Genomic DNA, 23818 nt, shown 5'->3' with positions numbered 1-23818 from the left:
ATCCTTTCTCTATTAAATAGCAATATAGTCTATTAATACAGCAACATTATCAATCATCTGCAACGACTAGCTATGCTTTAATGTTACGCCATAGAGCAGTCTTATGATGTTTACTGAGGTCTGCATAACAATAAAAATAAATACAAAGGTGTATAAAATGACACAACAAGTCCCTCTACTGATTAATGGAAAGTTGGTTCAGAGCATCACAGAACATTGGATTCCAGTAACTAACCCTGCTACTCAAGCTGTGATTGCACAGGTGCCCTGTGCGACTACGGAAGAGGTCGAATTAGCAGTTAACAGTGCGAAAGTAGCTTTTGAAACATGGAAAGAGACCCCTGTCGGTGAACGAGCTCGTTTAATGTTGCGTTACCAGGCTTTGCTGAAAGAGAACCATGATCAAATTGCTGAGGTGCTATCTAAGGAAACAGGAAAAACCTTTGAGGATGCTAAAGGTGATGTATGGCGTGGCATTGAGGTGGTTGAGCACGCTGCAAATATTGCTTCGTTGAGTATGGGTGAAGCGCTTGAAAACGTTGCCCATAAGATAGATTGTTATAGCATCACTCAACCGCTGGGTGTCTGTGTTGGTATTACCCCATTTAATTTCCCCGCTATGATTCCGTTATGGATGTTTCCTATGGCGATTGCCTGTGGCAACACCTTCGTATTAAAACCATCGGAGCAAGATCCATTAACACCAATGCGTCTGGCTGAATTGTTTCAAGAGGCTGGTGCTCCTGATGGACTATTGCAAGTAGTACATGGCAGTAAAGAAGTAGTTGATCAGTTGCTAACGCACCCAGACACACCTGCGATTTCCTTTGTGGGTTCAGTGGCTGTCGCAGAGCACATTTATCGTACGGGTACGGATCATATGAAGCGTGTACAGGCGTTTGCTGGTGCTAAAAATCATATGGTTATTATGCCTGATGCAGCTAAGAAACAAGTGGTTAACAATATTGTCGGTGCTTCTGTTGGTGCCGCAGGTCAGCGCTGTATGGCAATTTCGGTGGCTGTTTTTGTTGGCCGTTCTCGTGAGTTGATTACGGAAGTACGAGATGCACTATCAAAAGTACGACCTGGTGCATGGAATGATCCAGAGGCAGGATATGGTCCACAGATTAATCCTCAAGCAAAGGCTAGAGTGCTGAACTTTATTCAGGAGGGGAAAAATGATGGGGCCGATTGCATTCTAGATGGTTCTGACTGTGTGGTTGAAGGTTATCCGCATGGAAATTGGGTTGGGCCAACAATGTTTAGTCGTGTTACTCGAGATATGTCTATTTATCAGCAAGAGATTTTTGGACCAGTACTGATCACCTTAGAAGTGGATACGATTGAAGACGCTATTCAGTTAATCAACGAAAATCCATATGGCAATGGAACTTCTATATTCACTTCATCAGGCGCCGCAGCGCGTAAATTCCAGCATGAAATTAAAGTAGGTCAGGTAGGGATCAATGTCCCCGTTCCAGTGCCATTACCAATGTTCTCGTTCACCGGTTGGAGAAAGTCTTTTTATGGGGACCAACATGCTTATGGTAAGCAGGCCGTTAAATTTTATACGGAAACTAAGACGATTACAGCGCGTTGGTTTGAAGATGATATTGATAATGGGGTAAATACTACAATCCACCTTAAGTAGACTTAATAACGAATGTTCCTGACTTTAGATCACTTTTTTCAGGTACTTATTCTACTGACGTTGCTTAATAACATAATGCGTAAATTATTATAAAAATAAGAACTCGGTTATTTAATACGGAGTGTTTATGGATTTTGAATTAAATGAAGAGCAGGTAGCCTTTGCAGATATGGCGCGCGCATTTGCTCAGAGCAAACTGGCGCCTTATGCCGGTGAATGGGACCAGCATCAGATATTCCCCGTTGACATATTAAAAGAGGCGGGTGAGTTAGGGTTCTGTGGTTTGTATTCTCATGAAGATGTAGGCGGTTTGGGATTGAGCCGATTAGATGCCAGTATCATTTTTGAGCAGTTAGCCATGGGATGTACGTCAACCACCGCCTATATCACGATACATAATATGGCTACTTGGATGATTTCTGAGTTTGGTGAAGAATCGGTGCGTCAACAATGGTGTCCTGAACTGACAGCAGGCATTAAGTTGGCATCATATTGTCTGACTGAGCCGAATGCAGGTTCTGATGCTGCGGCTCTGAAAACAACGGCTCACCGTGAGGGTGATGATTATCTTCTTAATGGTAGTAAGATTTTCATCTCGGGTGCGGGGGCTACTGACTGTCTAGTCGTGATGGCGCGTACCGGTATAGAAGGCCCCAAAGGCATTTCAGCTTTCGCAGTAGATGCGAAGCTGTCAGGCATTAGTTATGGCCGAAAAGAAGCAAAAATGGGTTGGAATAGTCAGCCGACTCGAATGATTACCTTCGAAGATGTTCGTATTCCCGTTGCAGCACTACTGGGGCAGGAGGGTGATGGTTTTAAAATCGCAATGCGAGGCTTGGATGGTGGGCGGATTAATATTGCTAGTTGTTCAGTGGGTACCGCTCAACAAGCATTAAATAATGCCACAGAATATATGCATGAGCGTCAACAGTTCGGTCAAAGTTTAGCAAGTTTTCAGGCACTACAGTTTAAATTGGCCACGGCGGCAACTGAGTTAGTGGCCGCACGACAAATGGTGCGCATGGCGGCTTCACGTTTGGATAATCATCATCCTGATAAAACAACTTATTGCGCAATGGCAAAACGTTTTGCTACCGATGTGGGATTTAGTGTAGCGGATGAGGCGTTACAGATTTTTGGTGGTAATGGCTATATTAAAGAATATCCAATGGAACGATTTCTAAGAGACAACCGAGTTCATCGAATTCTTGAAGGCACGAACGAAATTATGAATGTCATTATTGCCCGGCGATTGCTACTAGAAAGCGCAGCTGAGCTTTTATAGTGAAAGCTGAAACGCCCTGATAACGTAATTTAATAGCGATAAAAGATATGAAGTGCCATTACAGAGAGTAAAGGGAATCAATATGACTGATCAATTGACGGTAGAAAAGCGAGGAAGTATTGCGCTGCTGACCATGAATAATCCGCCTGCAAATACTTGGACTGAAGAAAGCCTTAAAGTACTCAAAAAGACAGTAGATGATTTGAATGCAGATCTGACTATTTACAGTTTAGTAATCACAGGTCAAGGTGAAAAGTTCTTCTCTGCAGGTGCTGATTTAAATGTATTCGCTGACGGAGACCCTAATGTGGCCAATATTATGGCACGTTATTTTGGTGAGGCATTTGAAGCACTTAGTCAATTCAGAGGTGTTTCAATTGCTGCCGTTAATGGTTATGCAATGGGTGGAGGTTTGGAGGTCGCATTGGCCTGCGACATTCGTATCGCTGAAGAGCAGTCGCAGATGGCGCTTCCTGAAGCGAAAGTTGGTTTGTTGCCCTGTGCTGGTGGCACTCAAAATTTAACCATGTTAGTTGGAGAGGGCTGGGCGAAACGTATGATTCTTTGTGGGGAGCGTATTAAAGCGGACAAAGCTCAAGAAATTGGATTGGTTGAAGAGGTTGTTCCACAGGGGCAAGCATTAAATAAAGCGTTAGAGTTGGCGAGTAATGCTGCACAGCAAAGTCCGTTATCTGTCGCTTCTTGTAAAAAATTAATTCAAAACAACCGGAATCACCACTGGAATGTTGGCTATGCCCTAGAGCGAGAGTTGTTTGTTGACTTGTTCTCAACCGAAGACCAGAAAGAAGGTGTGAATGCCTTTCTTAACAAACGTCCTCCCGAGTGGAAAAATCGTTAAATGGTCTGTAGGAGTATAAGCATGAGTTGTGTTTTATTTAATGAATACCCAACCCAAGACGGCAAAAAGATTGTCGAAATTCTGCTAAATGCTGAAGATTCGTTAAATGCCATCACGTTGGAGATGGTCGACCTGATCCAGTCAAAACTTGACCAATGGAAAGAGGATGATGCTGTTGCCGCAGTATTGTTGGACAGTGTTGGTGAAAAAGCGTTTTGTGCTGGTGGTGATATTGTCAATTTATACACTGCTATGTCTAAGGGGAGGGATGCAAGGTTCTCCACGGAATTCTTTACTCGGGAATATGAGCTTGATTACTGCATTCATACCTACCCAAAGCCAATAATATGTTGGGGGCACGGTATTGTCATGGGCGGCGGGATGGGGCTCATGAATGGCTGTAGCCACCGTGTAGTGACTGAAAAAACTCATATGGCAATGCCCGAAGTGAAAATTGGCTATTACCCTGATGTGGGAGGAAGTTGGTTTTTAAATCGATTACAGGGTCGGACTGGTTTGTTTTTAGGATTGACTGGTAATCCAATTAATGCAGCAGATGCGTTATTTTTAGGTTTGGCAGATCGATTTATTGCATTTGAGCGGCGCGCGCAGATGCTGGAAAACTTACAGGCTGAACGTTGGGATAGTGACGCTTATGCAGCGACTAATCGTGTGTTGCGGCAGTTAGAATTAGAATCGCAGGAAAGTTTTAATGCAAATTCACCAGTACAGAAACACTATCGTTTTATACAGCAAGTAACTGACACAGATTCGTTAGCAGAGTTTGTTGATGTTCTAAATACTGTCGATACAGATGATAAATGGATTTATAAAGCAAAAAAAGCCATTAGTCATGCCAGTCCATTATCCATGCATATCATAAAAAAACAGCTTGAAGTGACTCGGCATATGTCTCTGAAGCAGGTGTTTGAGAGTGAGCTTTCTTTGTCTGTTAGAAGCTGTGCCAATCGAGAGTTTTTAGAAGGTATTCGGGCTTTGCTAGTGGACAAAGATGGTGTTCCTAAGTGGACCTATGCAAGTGTTCAAGAGGTTGATTTAGTATTTGTTGAGTCGTTTTTTGCTACATCTTAGGCAGTTTATATTGTCTAAACCATAACCAACGATGTGACAATATGTCATTAGTAATCGATCGAAAGAAATTAGTAATAAATGGCTAATAACAAAATGAAAGGTTTTGTAATCCCAAGGAGGTTAATAAGCCCCTGAATAACAATAAGAGGTAATAAGACATGGCAATAATAGGATTTATCGGTCTTGGTAACATGGGTGGCCCAATGGCAATCAACCTGCTTAAAGCAGGACATGACGTTAAGGTATTTGATTTGTCTGCATTGGCGCTAGAACAGGTGGTTTCGAAAGGAGGAAAGGCGGCAGCATCAGCGGTTGACGCAGTCACAAAAGTGGATTTTATTATTTCCATGCTGCCTGCAGGTCAGCATGTTCAAGAGTTATATCAGACAGGTGATACGCCATTATTGAACGTGATCACCAAAAATACACTGATTATTGATTGTTCGACAATCGATGCTATGACAGCACAACGTGTTTGTACTGCGGCGAGTGATCGAGGTCTTGATTTTATTGATGCGCCAGTATCCGGTGGTGTAGGTGGTGCCGTTGCTGGTTCGTTAGCATTTATGGTGGGGGCAACAGAAGAGCAGTTTCTTAAGGCAAAACCGATTTTAGAATGTATGGGTAATAATATCTTCCATGCAGGTCAGAGTGGTGCTGGTCAAATTGCCAAAGCTTGTAACAATATGATGCTCTCAATTTTAATGGCTGGGACAAGTGAAGCTCTTAATATGGGAATGAGGAATGGTCTGGACCCTGCAATATTATCCGAAATTATGAAGCAGAGTTCTGGCAATAACTGGGCATTACAGGTTTATAACCCGGTTCCAGGAGTTATGGAGGCTGTGCCTTCATCGAATAACTATCAAGGAGGCTTCCAGGTGGATCTTATGTTTAAGGACCTCGGATTGGCTATGGAGCTTAGTCAACAGAGCAACTCTCCTGTTCCTATGGGGTCTGTTGCTCGCTCTTTGTTTAGTTTGCATAAGTCAAAAGGCAATGGAAAACTCGATTTTTCTAGTGTAATCAAGTTGTATCAAGACAGCTAATCTAGCGCTGAAGATCTGAGACTTATAATCGCTGCCAGTAATAATGATTGGCAAGCTCCCTATAGAAATAAAATTGGAGTTGATAATGAGCTATAACGAAGAGTATCAAGCGGCACAGCAGGATCCAGAAGCATATTGGGCGAAACAAGCTAGACGGGTTGAATGGTTTAAAGCACCTCAAAGCATCCTTAGCAGAACGGATAATGGCGCTTTTAGTTGGTATGCTGACGGCGAAATGAACAGTTGCTATCTGGCACTGGACCAACATCTAGGTACGAGAGCTGATCAAGTCGCCCTCTATTACGATTCCCCTGCGACAGGGACTAAACAACAGATAACTTACAAGCAGTTACATTCAAAAGTTGCTCATTTTGCTGGTGGTCTCAAGCGTCTAGGCGTTGGTAAAGGTGATACCGTTATTATTTATATGCCAATGATCCCTGAAGCGGCAGTCGCTATGCTAGCCTGTGCTCGTATTGGTGCTATTCATTCGGTAGTTTTTGGGGGGTTTGCAGCCAATGAATTAGCAATTCGTATTGACGATGCAAAACCTAAAGTGATCCTTACTGCATCATGCGGTATCGAATTTGAAAGAAAAATAGCCTATAAACCCTTGGTAGATAATGCTATTGCGATAGCATCGCATAAACCTGATTATACGATTGTTTATCAGCGGCCTATGTTGATAGCTGAGATGAATACAGATCGGGATTTAGATTGGCATGATAGCCAAATTGGGGCAGAACCGGCCGAATGTGTGGTCGTAAAAGGCAGTGACCCACTGTACATTCTCTATACTTCAGGCACGACAGGTGCGCCCAAAGGTATTGTGCGTGATAATGGTGGGCACGCAGTGGCGCTCAACTATGCATTGCATAATGTGTATGGTATGTCTCCCGGAGATGTTTGGTGGGGAGCTTCAGATATTGGCTGGGCAGTCGGCCATTCCTTTATTGTCTATGGGCCACTAATGGGAGGCTGTAGTGCTATTTTCTTTGAAGGTAAACCAATTAGAACTCCTGATGCCGGCACTTTCTGGCGAGTAGTTGATGAATATAGAGTGAATTCTATGTTCTGTGCGCCGACCGCATTTCGGGCTATTCGTAAAGAAGACCCTGAGGGTAAATTAGCAAAAAAATATGACCTTTCTAGTTTAAAATGGGTGTTTGTTGCCGGTGAGAAACTCGATTCTTCGACGTATCAATGGCTGGATGATCTGTTAAAGGTACCTGTTATTGATCACTGGTGGCAAACAGAAACAGGCTGGCCAATGACGGCACCTATGATGGGGTGGGATAACCCATCTGCGCCTCGTATGGGTTCTACCAATAAGGCGACTCCTGGTTTTGATATTCGAGTTGTTGATGGTGAAGGGCAAGAGGTTGAAGCTAATGAAGCTGGAAACATCGTTGTTACTTTGCCTATGCCGCCAGGGGTAGCATCAGAAATTTGGCAGCAACCACAGCGTTTTACTGATGCTTATCTGACTGTTTTCCCAGGGTACTATCATACGGGCGATGGTGGATTTAAAGATGATGATGGTTATGTCTACATTACTGGACGAACAGATGATGTGATTAATGTATCAGGTCATCGGCTATCTACCGGTGAAATGGAAGAAGTTGTTTCCTCTCATCCTATGGTAGCTGAATGCGCAGTGATTGGTTCTATTGATGAGCTGAAAGGGCAGGTACCAATTGGGCTTGTTGTTTTAAAAGCAGGCGCAGATATTAGTGAGGCTCAGTTAGAAACTGAGTTAGTGCAAATGGTTCGAGATAAAGTCGGTGCTTTGGCTTGCTTTCGTCGTGCGATCATAGTGCAGCGTTTACCAAAGACTCGTTCTGGTAAAACATTACGGTCTGTATTGCGTAAAATTGCGGCTAACAGTGAATTCAAAATACCCTCAACTATTGATGATGAGAATATTCTGGATGAAATTGTCGAGCTTATGAATCAGGCTAATTTGCGATAGTTAGTTGTGTCTGATTGGTTGAATCAGAGCAACCGACTTTTACTTAATTGAAGTCGTTTGCTCTGGTCTCCAATTGTTAATTAATATTATTGCCTTTGATGCATTCGGTCAGGCAAGGGCCGTTAAATACTTACTCATCCGCTTCGACATCGTTTGACGATTCTGATTTCACAAGGAAGATCTTTCGATAATGGTTTATGTTTCGGGTTAGTACGAACATAACGAGCAGTCTAATTCTCAGCCATTGGCACACCATCTTTTTTCAGAAAAGCTTTATCATCAAACGATTTTCCTTACCTTGTAAAACTCAGAATCTTTCCACACTATTTTAGTTGGACTAGACGCCACTACTCGATTAATGGTGCGTACTTAGATTTTGATTCATCAGTCTTTGTCACCTACTAGTATTACTTGCTCAAGCAAAAGAGTTTTAGGTGATTCAATGTTATTTATACCCCTGTGAGGAGCGTGTTGTATTCCATGTTAAATACTCAGTCTTTTGTAATGTTAGATGAGATGTGTATCCTAGGATCATGGATGTATGAATGGTTATATTGTTGAGGGAGAAGTGAGAAATATCGTAGTTTAGAAGATAAAATAGCCGAAGAGAAAAGTAAGCAACAAGAGTACCGTTTTAAGAAAGTACTGGCCTCTAGATATGAGCAAAGCTTGTAGACTAAGCTACTACTAAGCTACTACTAAGCTACTACTAGGCGAAACGCTAAAGTTGGAAGAGCTGACCAGTCAGACTGGAGAGAGCTTAGAGCATGCTAAGAAATATTATGGTATGGCGCTATAAGACTGTGTCATTAAGCTCGGCAGTGTCTAGCTTGATCAGCGATGGCGCGAATAACTTCGGTAAACTGATTAGTCTGCAAATTCCCGATGTGAGAGAGTTCCAAAACCAGAAGATCAAAGAAGAGTTTAAGTTGTTATCTCAGAAGCTGGAAGGCTAGAGTGGAGAGGAAGCCCCTTACGCGCAAACCACGCAACGGCAACTTGCCGATGCGTTAATCGAGCAAGCTTTGTAGTATTGTACCGGGAATCGGGGCGAAAAAGAGTTCAGATCTCTTTTTTGTATCAACTGAGGAAAGAATGAATATTGCTGGATATAGTTACCATTATGGTAAATAATGCATTAAATATTAGCGCTTATGAGGGGCTACCACCTGCAGAAGTTGGCAGTGGAAGGTCTCGAATAAGAAGTGGCCCTCTTTATGAGGTTGCCGATGTGCTCGCGATTCTGGCTCAGGGTGACAATAAAACAAATTTGTGGACTCGTAAGTGCATACATGATGTTGAGCGGTTGGCCTTTGATATTGCCGATGTGCGTGAACTGTTGAAACAAGCCTTACTGACAGGCGAATACATCAATTCTGAATGGTGTGTACAGAAACCAACAGGTCCTTGGGCGGCTTGTGATAGTTACCGTTTATATCGCGATGAATGGAATGACCATGCCTATAGAGATATGCGTTACGAATATTATGTGAAATTTGCGATAGGTAAGACAGGGAAGTTATTGCTACTTGTCTCTTGCCATTTGTCGCAGTAGGGGAGTGTTATGAAACAAAGAATGTGTCCGATTTGTGAAGCTGGGCAATTACATACTCAAACTGAATGGATAGATGTTGAGCATTTAGGCCAACAAGGCCGTATTGAAAGTCATTTCGCTGAGTGTGACGCTTGTGGTAGTGAGCAAGCTGGTGCTACAGAAGCGCGTTTGAATAAGCGCGCTATGATTGCCTTTAAAAAACAGGTGCAAGGTTTATTAACAGGTAAGCAGGTACGAGACCTTCGCAAGGCTTGGGGTTTGAGCCAAGAAGAAGCGGCAAAAGTATTTGGCGGTGGCCCAGTGGCTTTCTCGAAATATGAAAGTGACGATGTCATGCAATCTGATGCGATGGACAAATTACTGCGAATGGCCGATGAAGTGCCCATTGCCTTAGAGAGACTTATGGCAAAAGCAGGTGTTCAACCTAAGCATACAATTCGCTGGGACAACGTGGCTGTTGTTAATTTTACAAAACAGAAAACGAAGCTAAGAACTGTGATTCGTACGTCACACTCGATAGAAAATGAGGCGTCTTATGGTGGCTAAAGTCAGTAAGAAATTACAGCAAGCCATAGAGAACCTTAAGATTCAGGACGTTTACTTAAAATCGACACAAGCACAATGCGAAGACGATTTTGATCCTAAATCAACCGAGTTAAATGAGTTGCTTGTTCAGCAGATGCACTCAGTACGAAAAAGTGAAGTGCTGAAAACACATGAAAATGGTTTACTCGTTAGAATTTATGTTCGCCTAGGTACTCGATGGGTTACTCCCAATGACAATGAGGAACTAGACGTCAAAGCTTTTGTTGAAGCGGATTTTATTGCTGAATATCAAATGACTGAAGAGCTAGAGCAAGACTGTATTGATGAATTTGCCCAGCACAACGCCAGCTTTCACGTTTGGCCTTACTGGCGTGAATTTCTAAGCTCGCAATGTGAGCGTCTTCGTTTGCCCCGTGTTGTATTACCTACTGTACAATTTAGTAAATAATTTCAATTTATATAGCTTACAGAAATTATTTTGAGCAATTAGAGACTATTGTAGGTCTACGATAGTTAAGGAGATTCAAGATGCTGATGGCTAAAAAAGAGAAAGTGAAATCGACGCCTTTTTCTGACTTTTTTCGATATGCGAAATCTGCAGAAAAACGCAAGTTTTTTGATCGGATCGCCAGAGAAGCGATAAAAGAGCAGCAACAAATGCTCGAAAAAGCGAAGAAAATGTTCTAATAGACAGACGAACATGACTTTTATAAGAGCCGCTTGATTGCGGCTTTTTTTGTTTTTCAGCGCTACCAAACAATCCAATCTTTTCCTATCCATGTTGCCTTCATTTCACTCGTCCAAACATGCTGGTTGAAATGGCACGCTCTTTGGGCAATACGAAGCGCGAAGAACATAGGTTTGGCATTGTTGATGGGGCTGCGCTAAGTCACTTACAGAAGAAGATGTGAGCGTGTTACTAGTAATGAGCTAGGGCAGGCATGGCAGCTTCGATTTTGAGTGATGAGAAAGCCTGCCTTATTCACATCAATATTTGATATGAATAAATACTATATTCACATCATGATACGATTTGAATGTGCCGTTATTTAAATCGAAGGCGGGAATATGTGTGTCAGCTGTCTGTTGCTCGTGAGCTGACCTATGGCGAAGCCATTAGGGTAAATTTTACCGCTAAGTACTATGGGCTCAACGAGTGTAAGTTTATTCATTATCTCTCCTTATGTGACATAAGCAGTGTTAATTATACTAATGATAGAAACTCCCATATTCTCTCCTAAAGCCGCCAGCGCACGCTGGTCAAATGACAATACTTAGGAAGGAATAACAGATGATGACAAGCTCAAAGCCGATGAGAAACTTTGAATTGGAAGTGTACTTTTCTAAGTGGGAGTTCACCGCGAAGCACCATATGACGGCGTCAGATCTTGAGAGTATGTCGCTCAGTACGCTGTTGGGCATGGCGTCAGAAGAAGACCGTGAGGCCTTTGAAAATCTATGGTTAGGTTACACGCAAACCTGGGGATCCGATGCATTACGAGTTGAGATCGCAAAAACCTACAATACGATGGATGCAACCGATATTCTTTGTCTTGCGGGTGCAGGAGAGGGTATTTATGCGGTGTCTAAGTGTATTCTTAGCCCAGAAGATCACGCCATTGTACCGACACCAAACTATCAAAGTGCAGAAACCATCCCTTTAAGTGTGTGTGACGTGACCGGGGTTCCAATGGTCGAAGATGCAAGCAAACCAGGCGGTTGGTATCTCGATATAGAGGCAATTAAAGCGGCGATACGACCTAATACCAAGTTGGTTTCACTGAATTTTCCCCATAACCCAACTGGGCATTTAATCGCTGAACAAGAGATGAACGAGCTGATCGAATTATGCCGCGATAAAGGTATTTATATTTTATCAGATGAGGTTTATCGAGGGGTCGAACTCGACCTTAACGATCAATCACCACAAATTGCCGATGTCTACGAAAAAGGCATTTCATTAAATGTCATGTCCAAGGCATACGGCTTGCCTGGTCTGAGAATTGGCTGGATTGCCACAAAAGACAAAGCGATGTTAGAAAAAGTCGAGCGCTATAAGCACTTTTTGTCTATTTGTAATTCAGCGCCTTCTGAAACCCTGTCGATTATTGCGCTGAAAAACCGTCAGTCGATTCTTACTAGAAACCGTGATCTGATGACAGAAAACGTAGTGCTTTTAGAAGCCTTATTTGATGATTTCCCTGGGCTGATTCAATGGCAGCGACCGCTTGGCGGCTGTGTGGCATTTCCTCAATATACCGGTCCTGGTAATGTGGAAACTTTTTGCCAGTCATTGATCGACGACAGTGGAGTCCTGTTGCTGCCTTCCTCTATTTATGGCTCTGACTTAACCGATGTGCCTTTGGATCGATTTAGAATTGGCTTTGGTCGAGATGTTATTTTCAAAGACGGCTTGATGGCGATGCGTAAGCATTTTGAAACACATTTCTCTGAATTTTCAAGGTAGATTCCATGCGTATTGTTCAGTTAGAAGAAATAATGCCTTTAGTGTCACTGCCAAACAGTATTGATGCGGTAAGGGAAGCATTGATTGCTTTCTCAGGGGGCTTAATTGATCAGCCAAGTCCCATGCAGATGCTATTTACCAAAGACGATGGAAGCTTCTTTGGCGACTGTCATGTGAAATCTGCACAACAGCAAGGTCATCCTTACTTTGTTATCAAGATAGCAGCGGGGTTTTACCAGAACGCAGAAATTGGCTTGCCCGCTAACAATGGATTGTTACTGGTGATGTCGAGTCAAACAGGGAGCCCAGTTGCTTTGTTGCAAGACGAAGGCTGGTTAACTCAAATCCGTACTGCGGCAGCGGGTGCATTGGCGGCGGGGCTTAAACCTGTTGGCCAAGACGCTTGCTTGGGGATTATTGGCACAGGGTCGCAGGCTTACTGGCAAGCAGCTTTAATATCTCATCATCTTGGCCTTACTAAGGTTGTTGTATATGGCCGACATTATGCCGCAAGCCTTGAGTTATGTGAGCGGCTTAATAAGGAGTTGGGATTAACCGCGGCGGCCATGACAACCGCTTATGATGTCTGCCAGGTAAGTAATATCTTGGTCACGGTGACGCCATCTACAGAGCCATTAATTAACCTGAGTGACCTGCCTGATGAGCTACATATTGTGGCGGTGGGAGCCGACAGCCCTGGTAAGAATGAGATTGCTCCTGAGATCATGAAACATGCCGATGTTATAGTCACTGATAATCACGATCAGTGTCTTGCTCATGGCGATTTCGGTGTCGCGGTTCGCGCTGGTATGGTGGCAGAAGATGCCGCTATTAGCTTGCCAGACTTATTAGCTGGAAAGCACTCAGCAGTGGATTTTAGTCGCGCAAAATTAACTGTTGTTGATTTGACCGGAATGGGGGCTCAAGATCTAGCCATCGCCAGTGTCGTGGTCGACGGACTTAAGCTGTAACTCGGTTTATCTGAGTTAACGAGCAGCGCTTTCCATGAATCAATGAAAAGCGCGTTACTCTCTAAGCCTTACGTTTAGCAAGTATTAATATGATGGCAGCGGGCAATAATGGCGTAAAAGACGCCCATAAAACAATATGCCATCCGTAGCTGCTTAATATTCCCCCTGATAACAGTGAACCAAGCGCCATCAGGCCAAAGATAATGAAGTCATTCAGGGATTGAACCTGATTTTTCTCTTCTGGTCGGTGGCATTCTAACACCAGCGCAGAAGCGCCTAAAAAGCCAAAATTCCAACCCACTCCTAATAAAATCAATAGTGCCCAAAAGTGGTAAACCCCTTCACCGAAGAAGCCAATAACAGCCGACAATGCGGTTAAGCTAATACCAAAAGCTGAAATACGTATCGCCCCAAAACGTACAATGAGCTTGCCGGTAAAAAAGCTAGGTAAATACATGGCGATAACATGCCACTGCATGCCCAAATTTGATGCTTCTTGACTATGTCCATGCATGTGCATAGCCAGTGGCGCTGAGGTCATCAAAAAATTCATCACCATATAAGACGCTGCACCACAAACTACGGCGCTGATGAAACGCGGCTGTAGGGCAATATTAGCAAGTGGGCGGCCTTCATATTGCTGATGTTTAGCAGGTTTAGGGGATTTAACGCCAAGTAAAATAATGCCGGCAATGGCGGCGACAAGCGCTTGCCCCAAAAAGGTGGCCGCGAACATTTGCGCTGACCACAGGTTCATTGTGTGAGTGACGAGCTGGGAGCCGATGATCCCAGCGGCAATACCGCCAGCCATAACCAAAGACAGTGCCTGTGGTCGTCTATTGGCGGGCAAACCATCGGTCGCGGCAAAGCGAAATGAAAGTATGACCGCAGCGTAAGCGCCACCTAAGAAGGTGGAAACACAATACAGCCAAAAAGAGTCATAAAGCAGAGCCACAATCGCGAGCAGCCCAGTTAATACACCCGCTCCTGTGCCAACCATAAATGAGGCTTGGCGGCCGTGCTTGCGTGCTAGTTGTCCAATCGGCAATACACACGCTGCCATTCCCAATACGAAAATAGTAATCGGCAGTGTTGCTAGTAAAGGAGAAGGAGACAGCATACTGCCAACAATGGCACCAGTAGCATAATGTTCGCCCCAGAAAGTGCTTGGGCTAACACGAGTCGCCACAGATTCGATGTATGGCTATGGTTATCAAAGGCCTCTGGTGTTGGTGCTAAGGTAGGGGTGTTACTATTCACGCTTCTTTCCTTGTTTGTGAAGCCCGTAGACCGAGACTTTGAATATTCAGTCTAATCGGAGTGGGCCATGCCAACAAGATAGAACTTCTTTAAGATTAGAATAGAAAAACTTTATAGCTCGCCACTTTTTTCTATCTCACTAAAGAGCCAATGTTTAAAAGCTTTCATTTTGCTCAGTTCCGTTAGCTCTGGCCGGTATACGACGTAATAAGTCAATGGCGAGTTGAATTGTATGTTGGGGAAGAGTCGAATCAAGCGCCCTGCTGCAAGGTCGTCACGCACCATAACGCTGCGAGCAAGTGCGATGCCTCTGCCATCCATTGTGGACTGTAACACGGCGGCTGAGTTGTTAATCTGAATGCTGTGTGCGGTGGGTTTTTGCGTCACTCCGGCTCGGTGCAGCCATTCCCTCCAAGTGGGAAAGCCGGTAAAAGTATCCAGTGATAGGTCGTGTATAAAGGTTTCGTGGAGCAAGTCATTAGGGTGATTAAAACCATTGTGTTGCTGTAAAAAAGCAGGAGAGCAGACCGGATAGACTTCTTCTTCCATCAGCTTTTCTGAGGTCAGTCCAGGCCAATCTCCGCGCCCATAGCGAACGCCTACATCGATCCCTTGAACAGCGAAATCGACAGGTTTAAGACTGGTGTCTAATCTAACATCGGTGTCAGGGCAACTCTCTTGAAACCGGTTCAAACGGGGCAGCAGCCATTTGGCTGCAAAAGCTGGGCTCACCGCGACCGTTAAGATGCCACTTACCGTGCTTTCTTTTAATCGCTCCAGCCCGAACGCGAGCCGGTCAAATCCCGCCTGTATGTCAGGCAGCCCTTTTTCAGCGGCTTCGGTTAAGATCAGTCGCACCTTACCACTTTTCATACGGTGGAATAGAGGCGTATCCAGCCATTCTTCTAGTGTTCGAACGAGCTGTCCGACTGCGGCGGGGGTAACATTAAGCTCTTCTGCCGCGGCCGAAAAACTCTGGTGTCTGGCGCTCGCTTCAAAGGCTCTTAATGCATTGAGATGGATAGGCTGCTTCATATCGATAAATTTTTTCTTTAGTGGGTATTTAGATTATCTAGTTTGCGATAGAAAGTAAAACAGTGAAAAATGTCGCTAACCTAAAGAGCAATAAGACAAACGATCTCATCATCGCCTTTCCCATATTGATCAGGACAAACCAATGCAAATCAATTCAGATTTCTCAGCGGTAGCCACCGTAGCCGCGAAAGGTTACCACTGGGTGCCATCGACTCAATTCGGCGTCGACAGAATGATGTTAGACAGGTTAGGAGAGGAAAAGGCACGAGCCACCAGCGTTGTGCGTTATGCCCCTGAGTCCGTCTTTCCCAATCATGCCCATCCAGGTGGTGAAGAAATATTCGTATTATCAGGTACCTTTTCCGATCAATCAGGAGACTATCCTCAAGGCTGGTACTTAAGAAATCCGATTGGTACTCAACACGCGCCTTTTAGTCATCAAGGCGCGACTATTTTTGTCAAACTATGGCAAATGAATAAAGCCGATAAAAGTACGGTTCGAATCAATACTTATGACGCCGAATCTTGGCGCATAGAAAATGGTCGATCCGTGTGTGCGCTCTTTGAAGATCAATACGAGACAACAAGTTTGCAAAAATTAACGCCTTTAGAGGCCTTGTTTCAAACCCTTCCTATGGCAGCACCTGCTGAATTATTAGTGTTATCAGGCGACTTATTGTTTGATGGCGTGGAGTATGCCGAAGGCAGTTGGTTACGCTTGCCACTTGGAAATAATGTGTCTGTTTTAGCGGGAGAATCTGGCGCTACTGTGTATTTAAAGCAGGGTGAATTTCAAAACGTACACCACAAGGCCAACGTATGACGCGCAAAAAAATTGCCATTATCGGTGGTGGTGTTAGTGGGCTCTACGCTGCGTATTTATTAGAACAAAAAGGCATCACGGACTATGTTTTGCTAGAAGCAAGAGACGATTTAGGTGGGCGGATTATGGACTATTCTATTGAGTCTGGTTCTAATCAGTCCACTTCGGGTAGCGCGCATTTTGACTTAGGCCCAACATGGTTCTGGCCAGATTTTCAGTTACAGCTTAATGAAGTCATGACCACTTTCGGTGTACAAAGCTTTGCACAATATGAGCAAGGCAGCATGGTGGTTGAACGTTCGGCGACGGCCGCCCCGAGTATTATGCAAGGGTATGTGAATTCCCCAACCTCCATGCGTCTTCATGGCGGAATGGGCGCACTTGTTCGAGCCATGGCTTCTAAATTAACGAGTAAATCCATTAAGCTTGGGTCACAAGTCCAATCGCTGCGTATTAATGGGGGTGAGATTGATGTCGTTTATCGTGATCAGAAGTCTGAACACTCGCTAACGGTCGAACATGTCTTTTTTGCATTGCCGCCACGTCTTTTGATGGCTTCCATACAATTTATTCCGGCGTTACCAGAGCTATTGGTAAAGCAATGGCAAAGCACCGCGACTTGGATGGCCTCTCACGCTAAATATATTGCAGTGTACGATACGCCATTTTGGCGCGAAAAAGGCCTTTCTGGCAGTGCGCGAAGCGCCCTTGGCCCGATGGTAGAAATCCATGATGCTTCTATTCCTGAGGGACAGGCGGCGTTATTTGGCTTTTTAGGTGTGCCGGCACAGCACAGAAAAAATATCAGCGAAAATGAGATGAAAGCATACTGTAGAGCACAAATGGCACGACTTTTTGGCACAGAGGCGGCGACGCCTAGCTCAGACATCCTCAAAGATTGGTCGCAAGACCCATTGACCGCAACAGAGCTTGATCTGAGTTCGCCCAGCGATCATGGGTCAACGCCAGATGCGATTGTCAAAACAGGGCCTTGGCAGCAGCGCGTGACTGGCATTGGCAGTGAATGGTCAAGGCAATTCCCGGGCTATATTGCTGGTGCAATTGAAGCGGCTGACGACGGTGTTACTTGTTATCTGCGCCGCAAGTTCTAGTGGCTCGCTGGGTATTAGATGAACATAAAGTCTGGTAGCCCATTCACCAAGACGCTTAACAAAATACCCGATAGAAGTGCTCATCACATTCTTGAGTAGTTACTGCCAATGAGGTTAACCCGATTACGTGGTGATCAAAGCCCAGGTGCGACTATCTATATTCGCATCAATGGCAAATACGACATTAGCTCAACATAATATTAGCTTCCTCCCGCTAATAAAAATGGCGCCAAATGGCGCCATTTTTATAGTGAATCTTAGCTCTAAGCCTTAGGCATCCACAAAGATTACTTCGCCGGTAATAAAGCCGTCCACTGAGCGCTCAAACGCTTTGCCAACTAATTTTCCTGGTACTGGCTCAAAACCTGGCATCATTTCTCCATAAACGTCCCACGCTTCCGCTAGTACCGTTGGGTTAATGACATTTATACGTGTGTTACGTGGCATTTCATAAGCAACACATTTTACAAAAGTATCGATGGCGCCACTGGCAGTCGCATCGGCTATCGCGTAAGGAATAGGCTTAACATTTAAGATGCCGCTAATCAGGGTGAAAGAGCCGGCGTCAGCGATGTATTTCTGACCGATACGCACAAGATTTATTTGCCCCATCATTTTGCTCATCACTGTGGTTCTCCATTGCTCTTCTGTCATCTCTGCAAACGGTGCATATTCACAAAAACCAACGGTGTTCACTACCGCATCAAAATGACCTACTTTTTTGTACAAGGCTTCGATTGAATTTACGTCTGTGATGTCTACAATATGGTCAACATCACCAGAGCGACCGGCCGTGATGACCTTATGATTGCCAAGACCTGACAACGCCGCTTGTCCCATTTTGCCCAGTGCACCAATTAAAATTACTGTTTTCATTGTGTTCTCCAATCATTGAATTGTTTTGATGGCAGAACTTTAACGAATTACTTAAACAAATATAAACAAAGGTTATTTGTAAGTGATACAAGATATACTTGTTTAAAGGCGTCTTGTTTAAAGGTATTTTGTTTAAAGCAGGCTGTGTTACATCTTGGTATTAGAGTAGGGGCGTTATGAGTAAATTAGATCGATTAGACATCAAACAGTTAAAGGTTTTTCAGGCGCTTATCCGTGAAGAAAATGCCTCTAAAGCCGCTAGCCAATTGGGGCTAACACAACAGGCGGTGAGTGAGCATTTAAAGAAACTTAGAGATGTGTTTGACGACAGGTTGTTTGTTAGAAAAACCAATGGTTTTGTGCCAACACCTTTTGCCCAAACATTATCCGTTGGTGTTGATAAGCTGCTGATTGATTTCAATTCTCTGATATCAACCAAAACCTTTGTTCCAGAAAAAGCCAATGGTGCCTTTGTTATTGCGGCTACCGATTACGCCCAGCAAGTGGTATTGCCCAGTTTGATTGCAAAATTAAGGGTACAGGCACCAAACTTAAGATTGATTGTTCGAGACTTTGATATCGACACACTTCATGAATTAATGGAGAGTGGTAAGGTCAATCTAGCCATCGCTTTTCCAGATTATATTCCAGAGAATTATCGGGTGATAAAACTATTCGAAGAGCATCATGTTTGCGTGACCTCAAGACACTCGTCCATCTCTAAAACAACGCCAACGCTCGCACAAATAGCCCAATATCCAAGCATAATAGCCTCACCATCACGTCCCAACTTTAAGGGTTCCATCGATGATTGGTTTTCGACATTCGGTTTAAAACGAAATGTTGTGATCTCTGCACCCTGTTTTTCAGTGGTGCCTATTTATCTAGAAACCACAGATGCGATTGCGTTTTTACCCTCCAAAGCCATCAGTCACCTAGCTTTAGAGGAGATTCCTCTTGAGCAATCACCAGACAGTTTTGATGTGATTGCAGCATGGCATCCTAGATACCATGATGATCCATTACACAACTGGGTTATTTCTTTATTGGATAGAGAATGATTCGTTAAGTGCTAGCGACTAGCTCAATAGGTTACGAGTAAGTTGCTTGCTAACCTGCTGAAATTCTTCCAAGGTTTCCTTAGATATATCCGTCGACATCTTAGCCAGAACGTTTTTTTCAATGGTTTTTATTTGCTTAAGTAAGGTTTTTGCTTCGTCTGTAATACATAGACATTGGCTACGTTTGTCTTGAGGGTTGGCTTCTTTGGCAATAAACCCTTGTTGAATGAGCGCGTTCAGTAATCGTGTGACTTGCGCTTTATCCCGTTTCAAAAAACTTGCCACATCACTTGCTGTACAAGGCGGGCGTTAAAAAGATTGTTTACACCAGCGTCCAAGGAGCGGAAGAAAACACGGCTTTTTCTCCAGTGATTCACCGCAACCGATAAACAGAGCAAGATATTCGTGAAAGCGGACTAGCGTGGGTAATCGGTCGCAATGGTAAAGCGGTAGCGCCATTAATACGTTAGTTTATTGCAAAAAAAAGATCAGCACTTAGGCTGACCTTTTTTGAGCTTACTATTCTGAACTTATTGTTCTGAATTTGTTATCACAGTGGAAGCTTCTCAGGTTATAAAAATAATTGAGTATGAATCCTTGTGAACTTAGCCGTTATTTTGCTGCGACTAGGATCTTACGAACGATGTCTAGCGTCAAATCGCCACTTTCAGACAAGGCTGTCATGCCGACGTTTTCAAGGTTAGCAATGATTTTATCAATGCCGGCATCGTCGATACCGTAATGCGTTAGGTTAGTTACTATGTCTAACGAGTTAAAGAAAGCTTCGGTTTTATTAATCGCCGCTTCGATTTTTTCGTCATCAGTGCCTTCAGTAATATCCCAAACTCGCTCTGCGAATTGAACTAGTTTCGCATGTTTCTTCTCTTTGCGTTCACGCAATAGAGAAGGCAATACGATTGTTAGCGTGCGCCCATGAGCAATGCCAAACAAAGCCGTCATCTCATGACCGATCATGTGTGTTGACCAGTCTTGTGGAACACCTGCACCGATCGCACCATTTAACGCGTTAGTTGCCGACCAGATGAAGTTTTTACGTGCGTCTAGGTCGTCATTGTCGCGGTAGGTTACTGGACCGACTTCGATCAAGGTTTTCAAGATGCCTTCACTGGTGCGATCTTGGATTCGAGCGTCGACAGGTACTGTTAGGTACTGTTCTAAAACGTGAATAAACGCATCAACCACACCATTGGCAATTTGCTCTTTTGGCAAGGTTTTCGTCAAATCAGGATCAAGCAAAGAGAAAGTAGGGAACGCCAACGTGGACATGAAAGGACGTTTTTGACCTTCTAGTGTGATTACGCCACCCATGTTCATTTCTGAACCCGTTGCAGGCAATGTAGCCACACAGCCAAGTGGTAAAATTTCCGTGACTGGAATGATAGCAAAACCGTGAGACAACAAGCCTGCGTAGTCTTCAGGTGCGGCTTTGGCAGCCAAACCGATGAATTTTGTGCCGTCCATAACAGAGCCGCCACCGACCGCAAGAAGAAAATCAACATTTTCTTGTTTTGCGATATTCGCAGCTTTAATTAAGGTGTCAAACTGTGGATTAGCTTCGATGCCACCAAATTCAATAATCTCACGAGAACCCAAGGCCGCACGAACAGCATCGATCGTACCGTATTTTTTAGCGCTTTGTCCGCCAAAGGTAATCATGACTTTGGCGTTTGCTGGAATTAGGTTGTCTAGTTCAGCAATACGGTTTTGTCCAAAGACGATGCGAGTTGGGTTGTAATAATCAAAATCAAGCATTAGGTTTCCTTGTATGCGGTATGTCTATTAAATTTGTCATGCACTATAGTGTCATTTTAAAAATATTCATATCCACAAAACACCAAAAAACATGCATAATCGTTCATTCTTTTGTATTTTTATTATGAAATGCTTTTGTTTCTTAAATGCTCCTTGAAGTCTGCAATTTACTTGCATAATAGAAGCCTGTATTTCTGCCAATACTCACTTAGGTAGCGTAACAATGATGAAGATCTCACGATCTAATAAAATGGACAGGTTTAATCATTTGATTGAACAAAATGTTCATCAAGAAGGATTTACGCCGTTGCACTTAGAAGGTGTAGGCGTAGTGCAATGGCATAACGCACAAGAAATGTCTCCTTTTTTATATGACCCTATTATTTGCATGATGGGTCAAGGTGAGAAAATCTGCCGTGTGGGGGATGCGTCTTTTTTGTACCAGAGCGGGGATTTTTTCATTAATTTCTTGCCGATCCCTGTATACGCTGAAGTGACAGTGGCGTCGTTTGAGGCACCATTCCAGTCTGCGGTTATGAATATTAATTTAATAAAATTGGCTGATATGATCATGCGTATTGAGCGCCAAGAAAAAGCCGCGCGAAAAACCACGTCCGATTCATCGTCCTGTGTGGTTGTCGGGCAAGCAAATGACGATCTCATTGAGTTGTTTTCGCGTTTGCTAAGTGTCGCGTCAGACCCGTTGGAATCTGCGATTTTAGGGGAGTCGATTATTGACGAAATTTACTATCGTTTACTCACTGGCGAACATGGTCACGCATTGCGTCAGTTGTTGCATGAATACGGCAATATACAACCTGTGTCCCGAGCGGTGACTCACATTCACAACAATGTGAATAAAGTCATTAAGGTAGATGAGTTGGCGTCTATCGCTAATATGAGTAAAACATCGTTTTTTAATACCTTTAAAAAACTGATGCACGTGTCGCCCATGCAATACATTAAATCGATTAAATTGCAGAAAGCGCAAACGCTGTTAATTCAAGGGATACAAGCAAACGAAGCGAGCTATCAAGTAGGCTACAACAGTTTTTCACAATTTAGTCGGGAATATAAACGATTTTTTGGTTTCCCACCGTCACAGACAGGTCATTAAAGCTGCTACGCGTTACATTTTAACTGACAGTAAATCAATTAGATAAAATCCGATATTCCTAAATTCAGATAATGTTTCGCGGCTGTCTGAAATGACTTTTTCAAAATCTTTATAAATGGAATCGTAAATTGGTTGTTTTTGACAACATTTTTTATAGCGGTCATTAAGCCAATTAAAATGCCTATAAGACGCTTGTGGAATAGCTTGTTTTAGTGCTTTTTTACTTTTCAGACTTCTTTCAGAAAAACTCAATTAATGCCTTTATAGAGCACCTTTCTACTGTGAAACTCAACGATCCATTGCACAGAAAAAATGGCTGTATCGTCCATATATGGGCTTATCCTCACAATTCCAGGATTCAATTATCGTTTTTTCTAGCTCTAGAAAAGCAAATAAACGAATTGGATTAGAGTCTCACCAGTGTGTCCAATCTTGTTTGTAAGTTCCACTATATGGGAAAAGCTCTAGAGTTTTTAGATTTCTATAGATATCATTTCTTGGGTAGTGCAGTATCCTTTTAATGTTCATTATTTAAATAATCAAGCAAAACACATTCGACTTGATTACAAAAACTATACATTTATATTTTCCTTTATTAGGGAAATCTTCAGGTGATTTATGAACGAAGATAATAATAAAAATAGATCTTTGCAAAAAGCCTTCCATGTTATTGATGCCGTTGCGGAAGGCGATAGACAACTTAAAGATATTTGTCAACGACTTGATTTGCCTAAATCAACGGTACATAGAATTCTCCAAGGGCTTATTGCATCTCGTTATATTCGAGAAGTAAGAGGAATAGGCTTAGTACTGGGTACAAAAGTCATTCAGCTAGGAATAAAAGCCCAAAAAGATATGCCTCTAAAAGAGCTAGCTAGACCATTTTTACGAGAGTTGTCTGCGATTACAAAAGACGCTGTTCACCTTGGAATCAAAGACGAAGATAAAATATTCTATTTGGATAAATTTCCGGGCAAAAGAGCCGTTCAGCTCCGCTCTCAGGTGGGTGACAGGTTGCCACTAGCGTCCACAGGTGTCGGTAAGTCTTTAATGCTTGATATGCCAAAAATGGAATGGATGAGGCTATTTAAAGAACAAGTCCCCGATAAAGTTGACATCATGATGGATAGAATGAACGACTATTCAGAAAACGATTACAGCTTTGATCTAGAAGATAATGATGAATTGGTTAGGCCTAAATTCAGATAATAAGTGCGACACTGCTAATCAGGTGTAGAAGAAGCCAACTGCTGAAGTTGGTATGATTCTTCTTACCACAGAACAAAGCAGTACCAACATGAATTATCAGCAGTT

24 protein-coding genes and 1 pseudogene are annotated in these 23818 nt (G+C 43.3%); 18 read left to right on the top strand and 7 right to left on the bottom strand.

Features of this window, described 5'->3' with window-relative positions; translation table 11 throughout:
• Positions 1-157 precede the first annotated feature (157 nt).
• The 11 genes from E0D70_RS11385 to E0D70_RS17490 all read left to right on the top strand — a co-directional run bounded on the left by E0D70_RS11385 (position 158) and on the right by E0D70_RS17490 (position 10696).
• Entirely contained in the window at positions 158-1651 is a 1494-nt protein-coding gene (locus tag E0D70_RS11385) for a CoA-acylating methylmalonate-semialdehyde dehydrogenase (RefSeq protein WP_133012416.1), read from the top strand.
• A gap of 127 nt (positions 1652-1778) precedes the next feature.
• Positions 1779-2936 (top strand): acyl-CoA dehydrogenase family protein, encoded by a 1158-nt coding sequence (locus E0D70_RS11380; RefSeq protein ID WP_133012415.1) that lies wholly within the window; start codon positions 1779-1781, stop codon positions 2934-2936.
• An 82-nt stretch (positions 2937-3018) separates the two neighbouring features.
• Positions 3019-3795: an enoyl-CoA hydratase gene (locus tag E0D70_RS11375; RefSeq protein WP_133012414.1), complete on the top strand. Its 777-nt coding sequence runs from the start codon at positions 3019-3021 to the stop codon at positions 3793-3795.
• A gap of 21 nt (positions 3796-3816) precedes the next feature.
• Positions 3817-4887, top strand: a complete 1071-nt coding sequence (locus tag E0D70_RS11370) for an enoyl-CoA hydratase/isomerase family protein (protein WP_133012413.1) — start codon at positions 3817-3819, stop codon at positions 4885-4887.
• Positions 4888-5045: 158 nt separating this feature from the next.
• Positions 5046-5936 (top strand): 3-hydroxyisobutyrate dehydrogenase, encoded by an 891-nt coding sequence (gene mmsB, locus E0D70_RS11365; RefSeq protein ID WP_133012412.1) that lies wholly within the window; start codon positions 5046-5048, stop codon positions 5934-5936.
• Positions 5937-6021: 85 nt separating this feature from the next.
• Positions 6022-7908: an AMP-binding protein gene (locus E0D70_RS11360; protein WP_133012411.1), complete on the top strand. Its 1887-nt coding sequence runs from the start codon at positions 6022-6024 to the stop codon at positions 7906-7908.
• Positions 7909-8675: 767 nt separating this feature from the next.
• Entirely contained in the window at positions 8676-8864 is a 189-nt protein-coding gene (locus E0D70_RS11355) for a hypothetical protein (RefSeq protein ID WP_133012410.1), read from the top strand.
• A gap of 146 nt (positions 8865-9010) precedes the next feature.
• Positions 9011-9463 (top strand): hypothetical protein, encoded by a 453-nt coding sequence (locus E0D70_RS11350; protein WP_207923249.1) that lies wholly within the window; start codon positions 9011-9013, stop codon positions 9461-9463.
• Between the two features lie 9 nt (positions 9464-9472).
• Positions 9473-10009 (top strand): type II toxin-antitoxin system MqsA family antitoxin, encoded by a 537-nt coding sequence (locus E0D70_RS11345; protein ID WP_133012409.1) that lies wholly within the window; start codon positions 9473-9475, stop codon positions 10007-10009.
• Positions 9999-10457, top strand: a complete 459-nt coding sequence (locus E0D70_RS11340) for a preprotein translocase subunit SecB (protein WP_133012408.1) — start codon at positions 9999-10001, stop codon at positions 10455-10457. Before E0D70_RS11345 ends, E0D70_RS11340 begins: the two co-directional genes overlap by 11 nt.
• Before the next feature lie 80 nt (positions 10458-10537).
• Positions 10538-10696, top strand: coding sequence for a hypothetical protein (locus E0D70_RS17490; protein ID WP_165942897.1), 159 nt, complete (start codon positions 10538-10540; stop codon positions 10694-10696).
• 362 nt (positions 10697-11058) lie between these two features.
• On the opposite strand, the gene E0D70_RS17710 is transcribed toward E0D70_RS17490, so the two are convergent.
• A complete protein-coding gene (locus E0D70_RS17710) occupies positions 11059-11181 on the bottom strand; it encodes a hypothetical protein (RefSeq protein WP_276312849.1) in 123 nt (40 codons plus the stop codon).
• Positions 11182-11300: 119 nt separating this feature from the next.
• Here E0D70_RS17710 and E0D70_RS11335 point away from each other — a divergent pair, with 119 nt between their 5' ends.
• Together E0D70_RS11335 and E0D70_RS11330 are read left to right on the top strand one after the other, a co-directional pair.
• Complete coding sequence (locus tag E0D70_RS11335) at positions 11301-12476, top strand: aminotransferase class I/II-fold pyridoxal phosphate-dependent enzyme (protein ID WP_240537084.1); 1176 nt, start codon at positions 11301-11303, stop codon at positions 12474-12476.
• A gap of 5 nt (positions 12477-12481) precedes the next feature.
• The gene (locus tag E0D70_RS11330; RefSeq protein WP_133012407.1) at positions 12482-13447 is read left to right on the top strand and encodes an ornithine cyclodeaminase family protein; all 966 of its coding nucleotides are present in this window, start codon (positions 12482-12484) and stop codon (positions 13445-13447) included.
• Positions 13448-13508: 61 nt separating this feature from the next.
• Here the strand turns inward: E0D70_RS11330 and E0D70_RS11325 are convergent, their stop codons facing one another.
• Together E0D70_RS11325 and gcvA are read right to left on the bottom strand one after the other, a co-directional pair.
• Positions 13509-14636: an MFS transporter gene (locus E0D70_RS11325; protein ID WP_240537076.1), complete on the bottom strand. Its 1128-nt coding sequence runs from the start codon at positions 14634-14636 to the stop codon at positions 13509-13511.
• 182 nt (positions 14637-14818) lie between these two features.
• Positions 14819-15742: a transcriptional regulator GcvA gene (gene gcvA, locus E0D70_RS11320; RefSeq protein WP_133012406.1), complete on the bottom strand. Its 924-nt coding sequence runs from the start codon at positions 15740-15742 to the stop codon at positions 14819-14821.
• A 142-nt stretch (positions 15743-15884) separates the two neighbouring features.
• Here gcvA and E0D70_RS11315 point away from each other — a divergent pair, with 142 nt between their 5' ends.
• Positions 15885-16565 (top strand): cupin domain-containing protein, encoded by a 681-nt coding sequence (locus tag E0D70_RS11315; RefSeq protein WP_133012405.1) that lies wholly within the window; start codon positions 15885-15887, stop codon positions 16563-16565.
• The gene (locus E0D70_RS11310; protein ID WP_133012404.1) at positions 16562-17677 is read left to right on the top strand and encodes a flavin monoamine oxidase family protein; all 1116 of its coding nucleotides are present in this window, start codon (positions 16562-16564) and stop codon (positions 17675-17677) included. The genes E0D70_RS11315 and E0D70_RS11310 overlap by 4 nt, the downstream gene beginning before the upstream one ends.
• Before the next feature lie 270 nt (positions 17678-17947).
• Here the strand turns inward: E0D70_RS11310 and E0D70_RS11305 are convergent, their stop codons facing one another.
• Complete coding sequence (locus tag E0D70_RS11305) at positions 17948-18553, bottom strand: short chain dehydrogenase (protein ID WP_133012403.1); 606 nt, start codon at positions 18551-18553, stop codon at positions 17948-17950.
• A 176-nt stretch (positions 18554-18729) separates the two neighbouring features.
• Between E0D70_RS11305 and E0D70_RS11300 the strand changes: the two genes are divergently transcribed.
• Complete coding sequence (locus E0D70_RS11300) at positions 18730-19614, top strand: LysR family transcriptional regulator (RefSeq protein ID WP_133012402.1); 885 nt, start codon at positions 18730-18732, stop codon at positions 19612-19614.
• Positions 19615-19632: 18 nt separating this feature from the next.
• On the opposite strand, the pseudogene E0D70_RS11295 reads toward E0D70_RS11300, so the two are convergent.
• Both E0D70_RS11295 and E0D70_RS11285 read right to left on the bottom strand, forming a co-directional pair.
• Positions 19633-19908 (bottom strand): annotated as a pseudogene (locus tag E0D70_RS11295) (MarR family winged helix-turn-helix transcriptional regulator); the annotation flags it as partial.
• A gap of 318 nt (positions 19909-20226) precedes the next feature.
• Positions 20227-21387 (bottom strand): iron-containing alcohol dehydrogenase, encoded by a 1161-nt coding sequence (locus E0D70_RS11285; protein ID WP_133012400.1) that lies wholly within the window; start codon positions 21385-21387, stop codon positions 20227-20229.
• A gap of 223 nt (positions 21388-21610) precedes the next feature.
• On the opposite strand from E0D70_RS11285, the gene E0D70_RS11280 reads away from it, so the two are divergent.
• A complete protein-coding gene (locus E0D70_RS11280) occupies positions 21611-22504 on the top strand; it encodes an AraC family transcriptional regulator (RefSeq protein WP_133012399.1) in 894 nt (297 codons plus the stop codon).
• Between the two features lie 12 nt (positions 22505-22516).
• Here E0D70_RS11280 and E0D70_RS11275 read toward each other — a convergent pair whose 3' ends face one another.
• On the bottom strand, positions 22517-22756 hold the full coding sequence (locus E0D70_RS11275) for a hypothetical protein (protein ID WP_133012398.1): 240 nt from the start codon (positions 22754-22756) through the stop codon (positions 22517-22519).
• A gap of 366 nt (positions 22757-23122) precedes the next feature.
• On the opposite strand from E0D70_RS11275, the gene E0D70_RS11270 reads away from it, so the two are divergent.
• Positions 23123-23713: an IclR family transcriptional regulator gene (locus E0D70_RS11270; protein ID WP_133012397.1), complete on the top strand. Its 591-nt coding sequence runs from the start codon at positions 23123-23125 to the stop codon at positions 23711-23713.
• Positions 23714-23818 lie beyond the last annotated feature (105 nt).

Origin of the sequence: Marinomonas flavescens (genome assembly GCF_004352835.1) — a bacterium.
GTDB lineage: Bacteria > Pseudomonadota > Gammaproteobacteria > Pseudomonadales > Marinomonadaceae > Marinomonas > Marinomonas flavescens.
This window is presented reverse-complemented; position numbering and strand designations above follow the sequence as displayed.

Excerpts from the sequence above, each read along its gene's own strand:
- E0D70_RS11370 (WP_133012413.1), top strand. The coding sequence starts at position 3,817 with ATGAGTTGTGTTTTATTTAATGAATACCCAACCCAAGACGGCAAAAAG.
- E0D70_RS11360 (WP_133012411.1), top strand. The coding sequence starts at position 6,022 with ATGAGCTATAACGAAGAGTATCAAGCGGCACAGCAGGATCCAGAAGCA.
- E0D70_RS17490 (WP_165942897.1), top strand. The coding sequence starts at position 10,538 with ATGCTGATGGCTAAAAAAGAGAAAGTGAAATCGACGCCTTTTTCTGAC.
- E0D70_RS11300 (WP_133012402.1), top strand. The coding sequence starts at position 18,730 with ATGAGTAAATTAGATCGATTAGACATCAAACAGTTAAAGGTTTTTCAG.
- E0D70_RS11335 (WP_240537084.1), top strand. The coding sequence starts at position 11,301 with ATGATGACAAGCTCAAAGCCGATGAGAAACTTTGAATTGGAAGTGTAC.
- E0D70_RS11355 (WP_133012410.1), top strand. The coding sequence starts at position 8,676 with ATGCTAAGAAATATTATGGTATGGCGCTATAAGACTGTGTCATTAAGC.
- E0D70_RS11315 (WP_133012405.1), top strand. The coding sequence starts at position 15,885 with ATGCAAATCAATTCAGATTTCTCAGCGGTAGCCACCGTAGCCGCGAAA.
- E0D70_RS11340 (WP_133012408.1), top strand. The coding sequence starts at position 9,999 with ATGGTGGCTAAAGTCAGTAAGAAATTACAGCAAGCCATAGAGAACCTT.
- mmsB (WP_133012412.1), top strand. The coding sequence starts at position 5,046 with ATGGCAATAATAGGATTTATCGGTCTTGGTAACATGGGTGGCCCAATG.
- E0D70_RS11310 (WP_133012404.1), top strand. The coding sequence starts at position 16,562 with ATGACGCGCAAAAAAATTGCCATTATCGGTGGTGGTGTTAGTGGGCTC.
- E0D70_RS11375 (WP_133012414.1), top strand. The coding sequence starts at position 3,019 with ATGACTGATCAATTGACGGTAGAAAAGCGAGGAAGTATTGCGCTGCTG.
- E0D70_RS11285 (WP_133012400.1), bottom strand. The coding sequence starts at position 21,387 with ATGCTTGATTTTGATTATTACAACCCAACTCGCATCGTCTTTGGACAA.
- E0D70_RS17710 (WP_276312849.1), bottom strand. The coding sequence starts at position 11,181 with ATGAATAAACTTACACTCGTTGAGCCCATAGTACTTAGCGGTAAAATT.
- E0D70_RS11330 (WP_133012407.1), top strand. The coding sequence starts at position 12,482 with ATGCGTATTGTTCAGTTAGAAGAAATAATGCCTTTAGTGTCACTGCCA.
- E0D70_RS11305 (WP_133012403.1), bottom strand. The coding sequence starts at position 18,553 with ATGAAAACAGTAATTTTAATTGGTGCACTGGGCAAAATGGGACAAGCG.
- E0D70_RS11280 (WP_133012399.1), top strand. The coding sequence starts at position 21,611 with ATGATGAAGATCTCACGATCTAATAAAATGGACAGGTTTAATCATTTG.
- E0D70_RS11385 (WP_133012416.1), top strand. The coding sequence starts at position 158 with ATGACACAACAAGTCCCTCTACTGATTAATGGAAAGTTGGTTCAGAGC.
- E0D70_RS11345 (WP_133012409.1), top strand. The coding sequence starts at position 9,473 with ATGAAACAAAGAATGTGTCCGATTTGTGAAGCTGGGCAATTACATACT.
- gcvA (WP_133012406.1), bottom strand. The coding sequence starts at position 15,742 with ATGAAGCAGCCTATCCATCTCAATGCATTAAGAGCCTTTGAAGCGAGC.
- E0D70_RS11380 (WP_133012415.1), top strand. The coding sequence starts at position 1,779 with ATGGATTTTGAATTAAATGAAGAGCAGGTAGCCTTTGCAGATATGGCG.
- E0D70_RS11270 (WP_133012397.1), top strand. The coding sequence starts at position 23,123 with ATGAACGAAGATAATAATAAAAATAGATCTTTGCAAAAAGCCTTCCAT.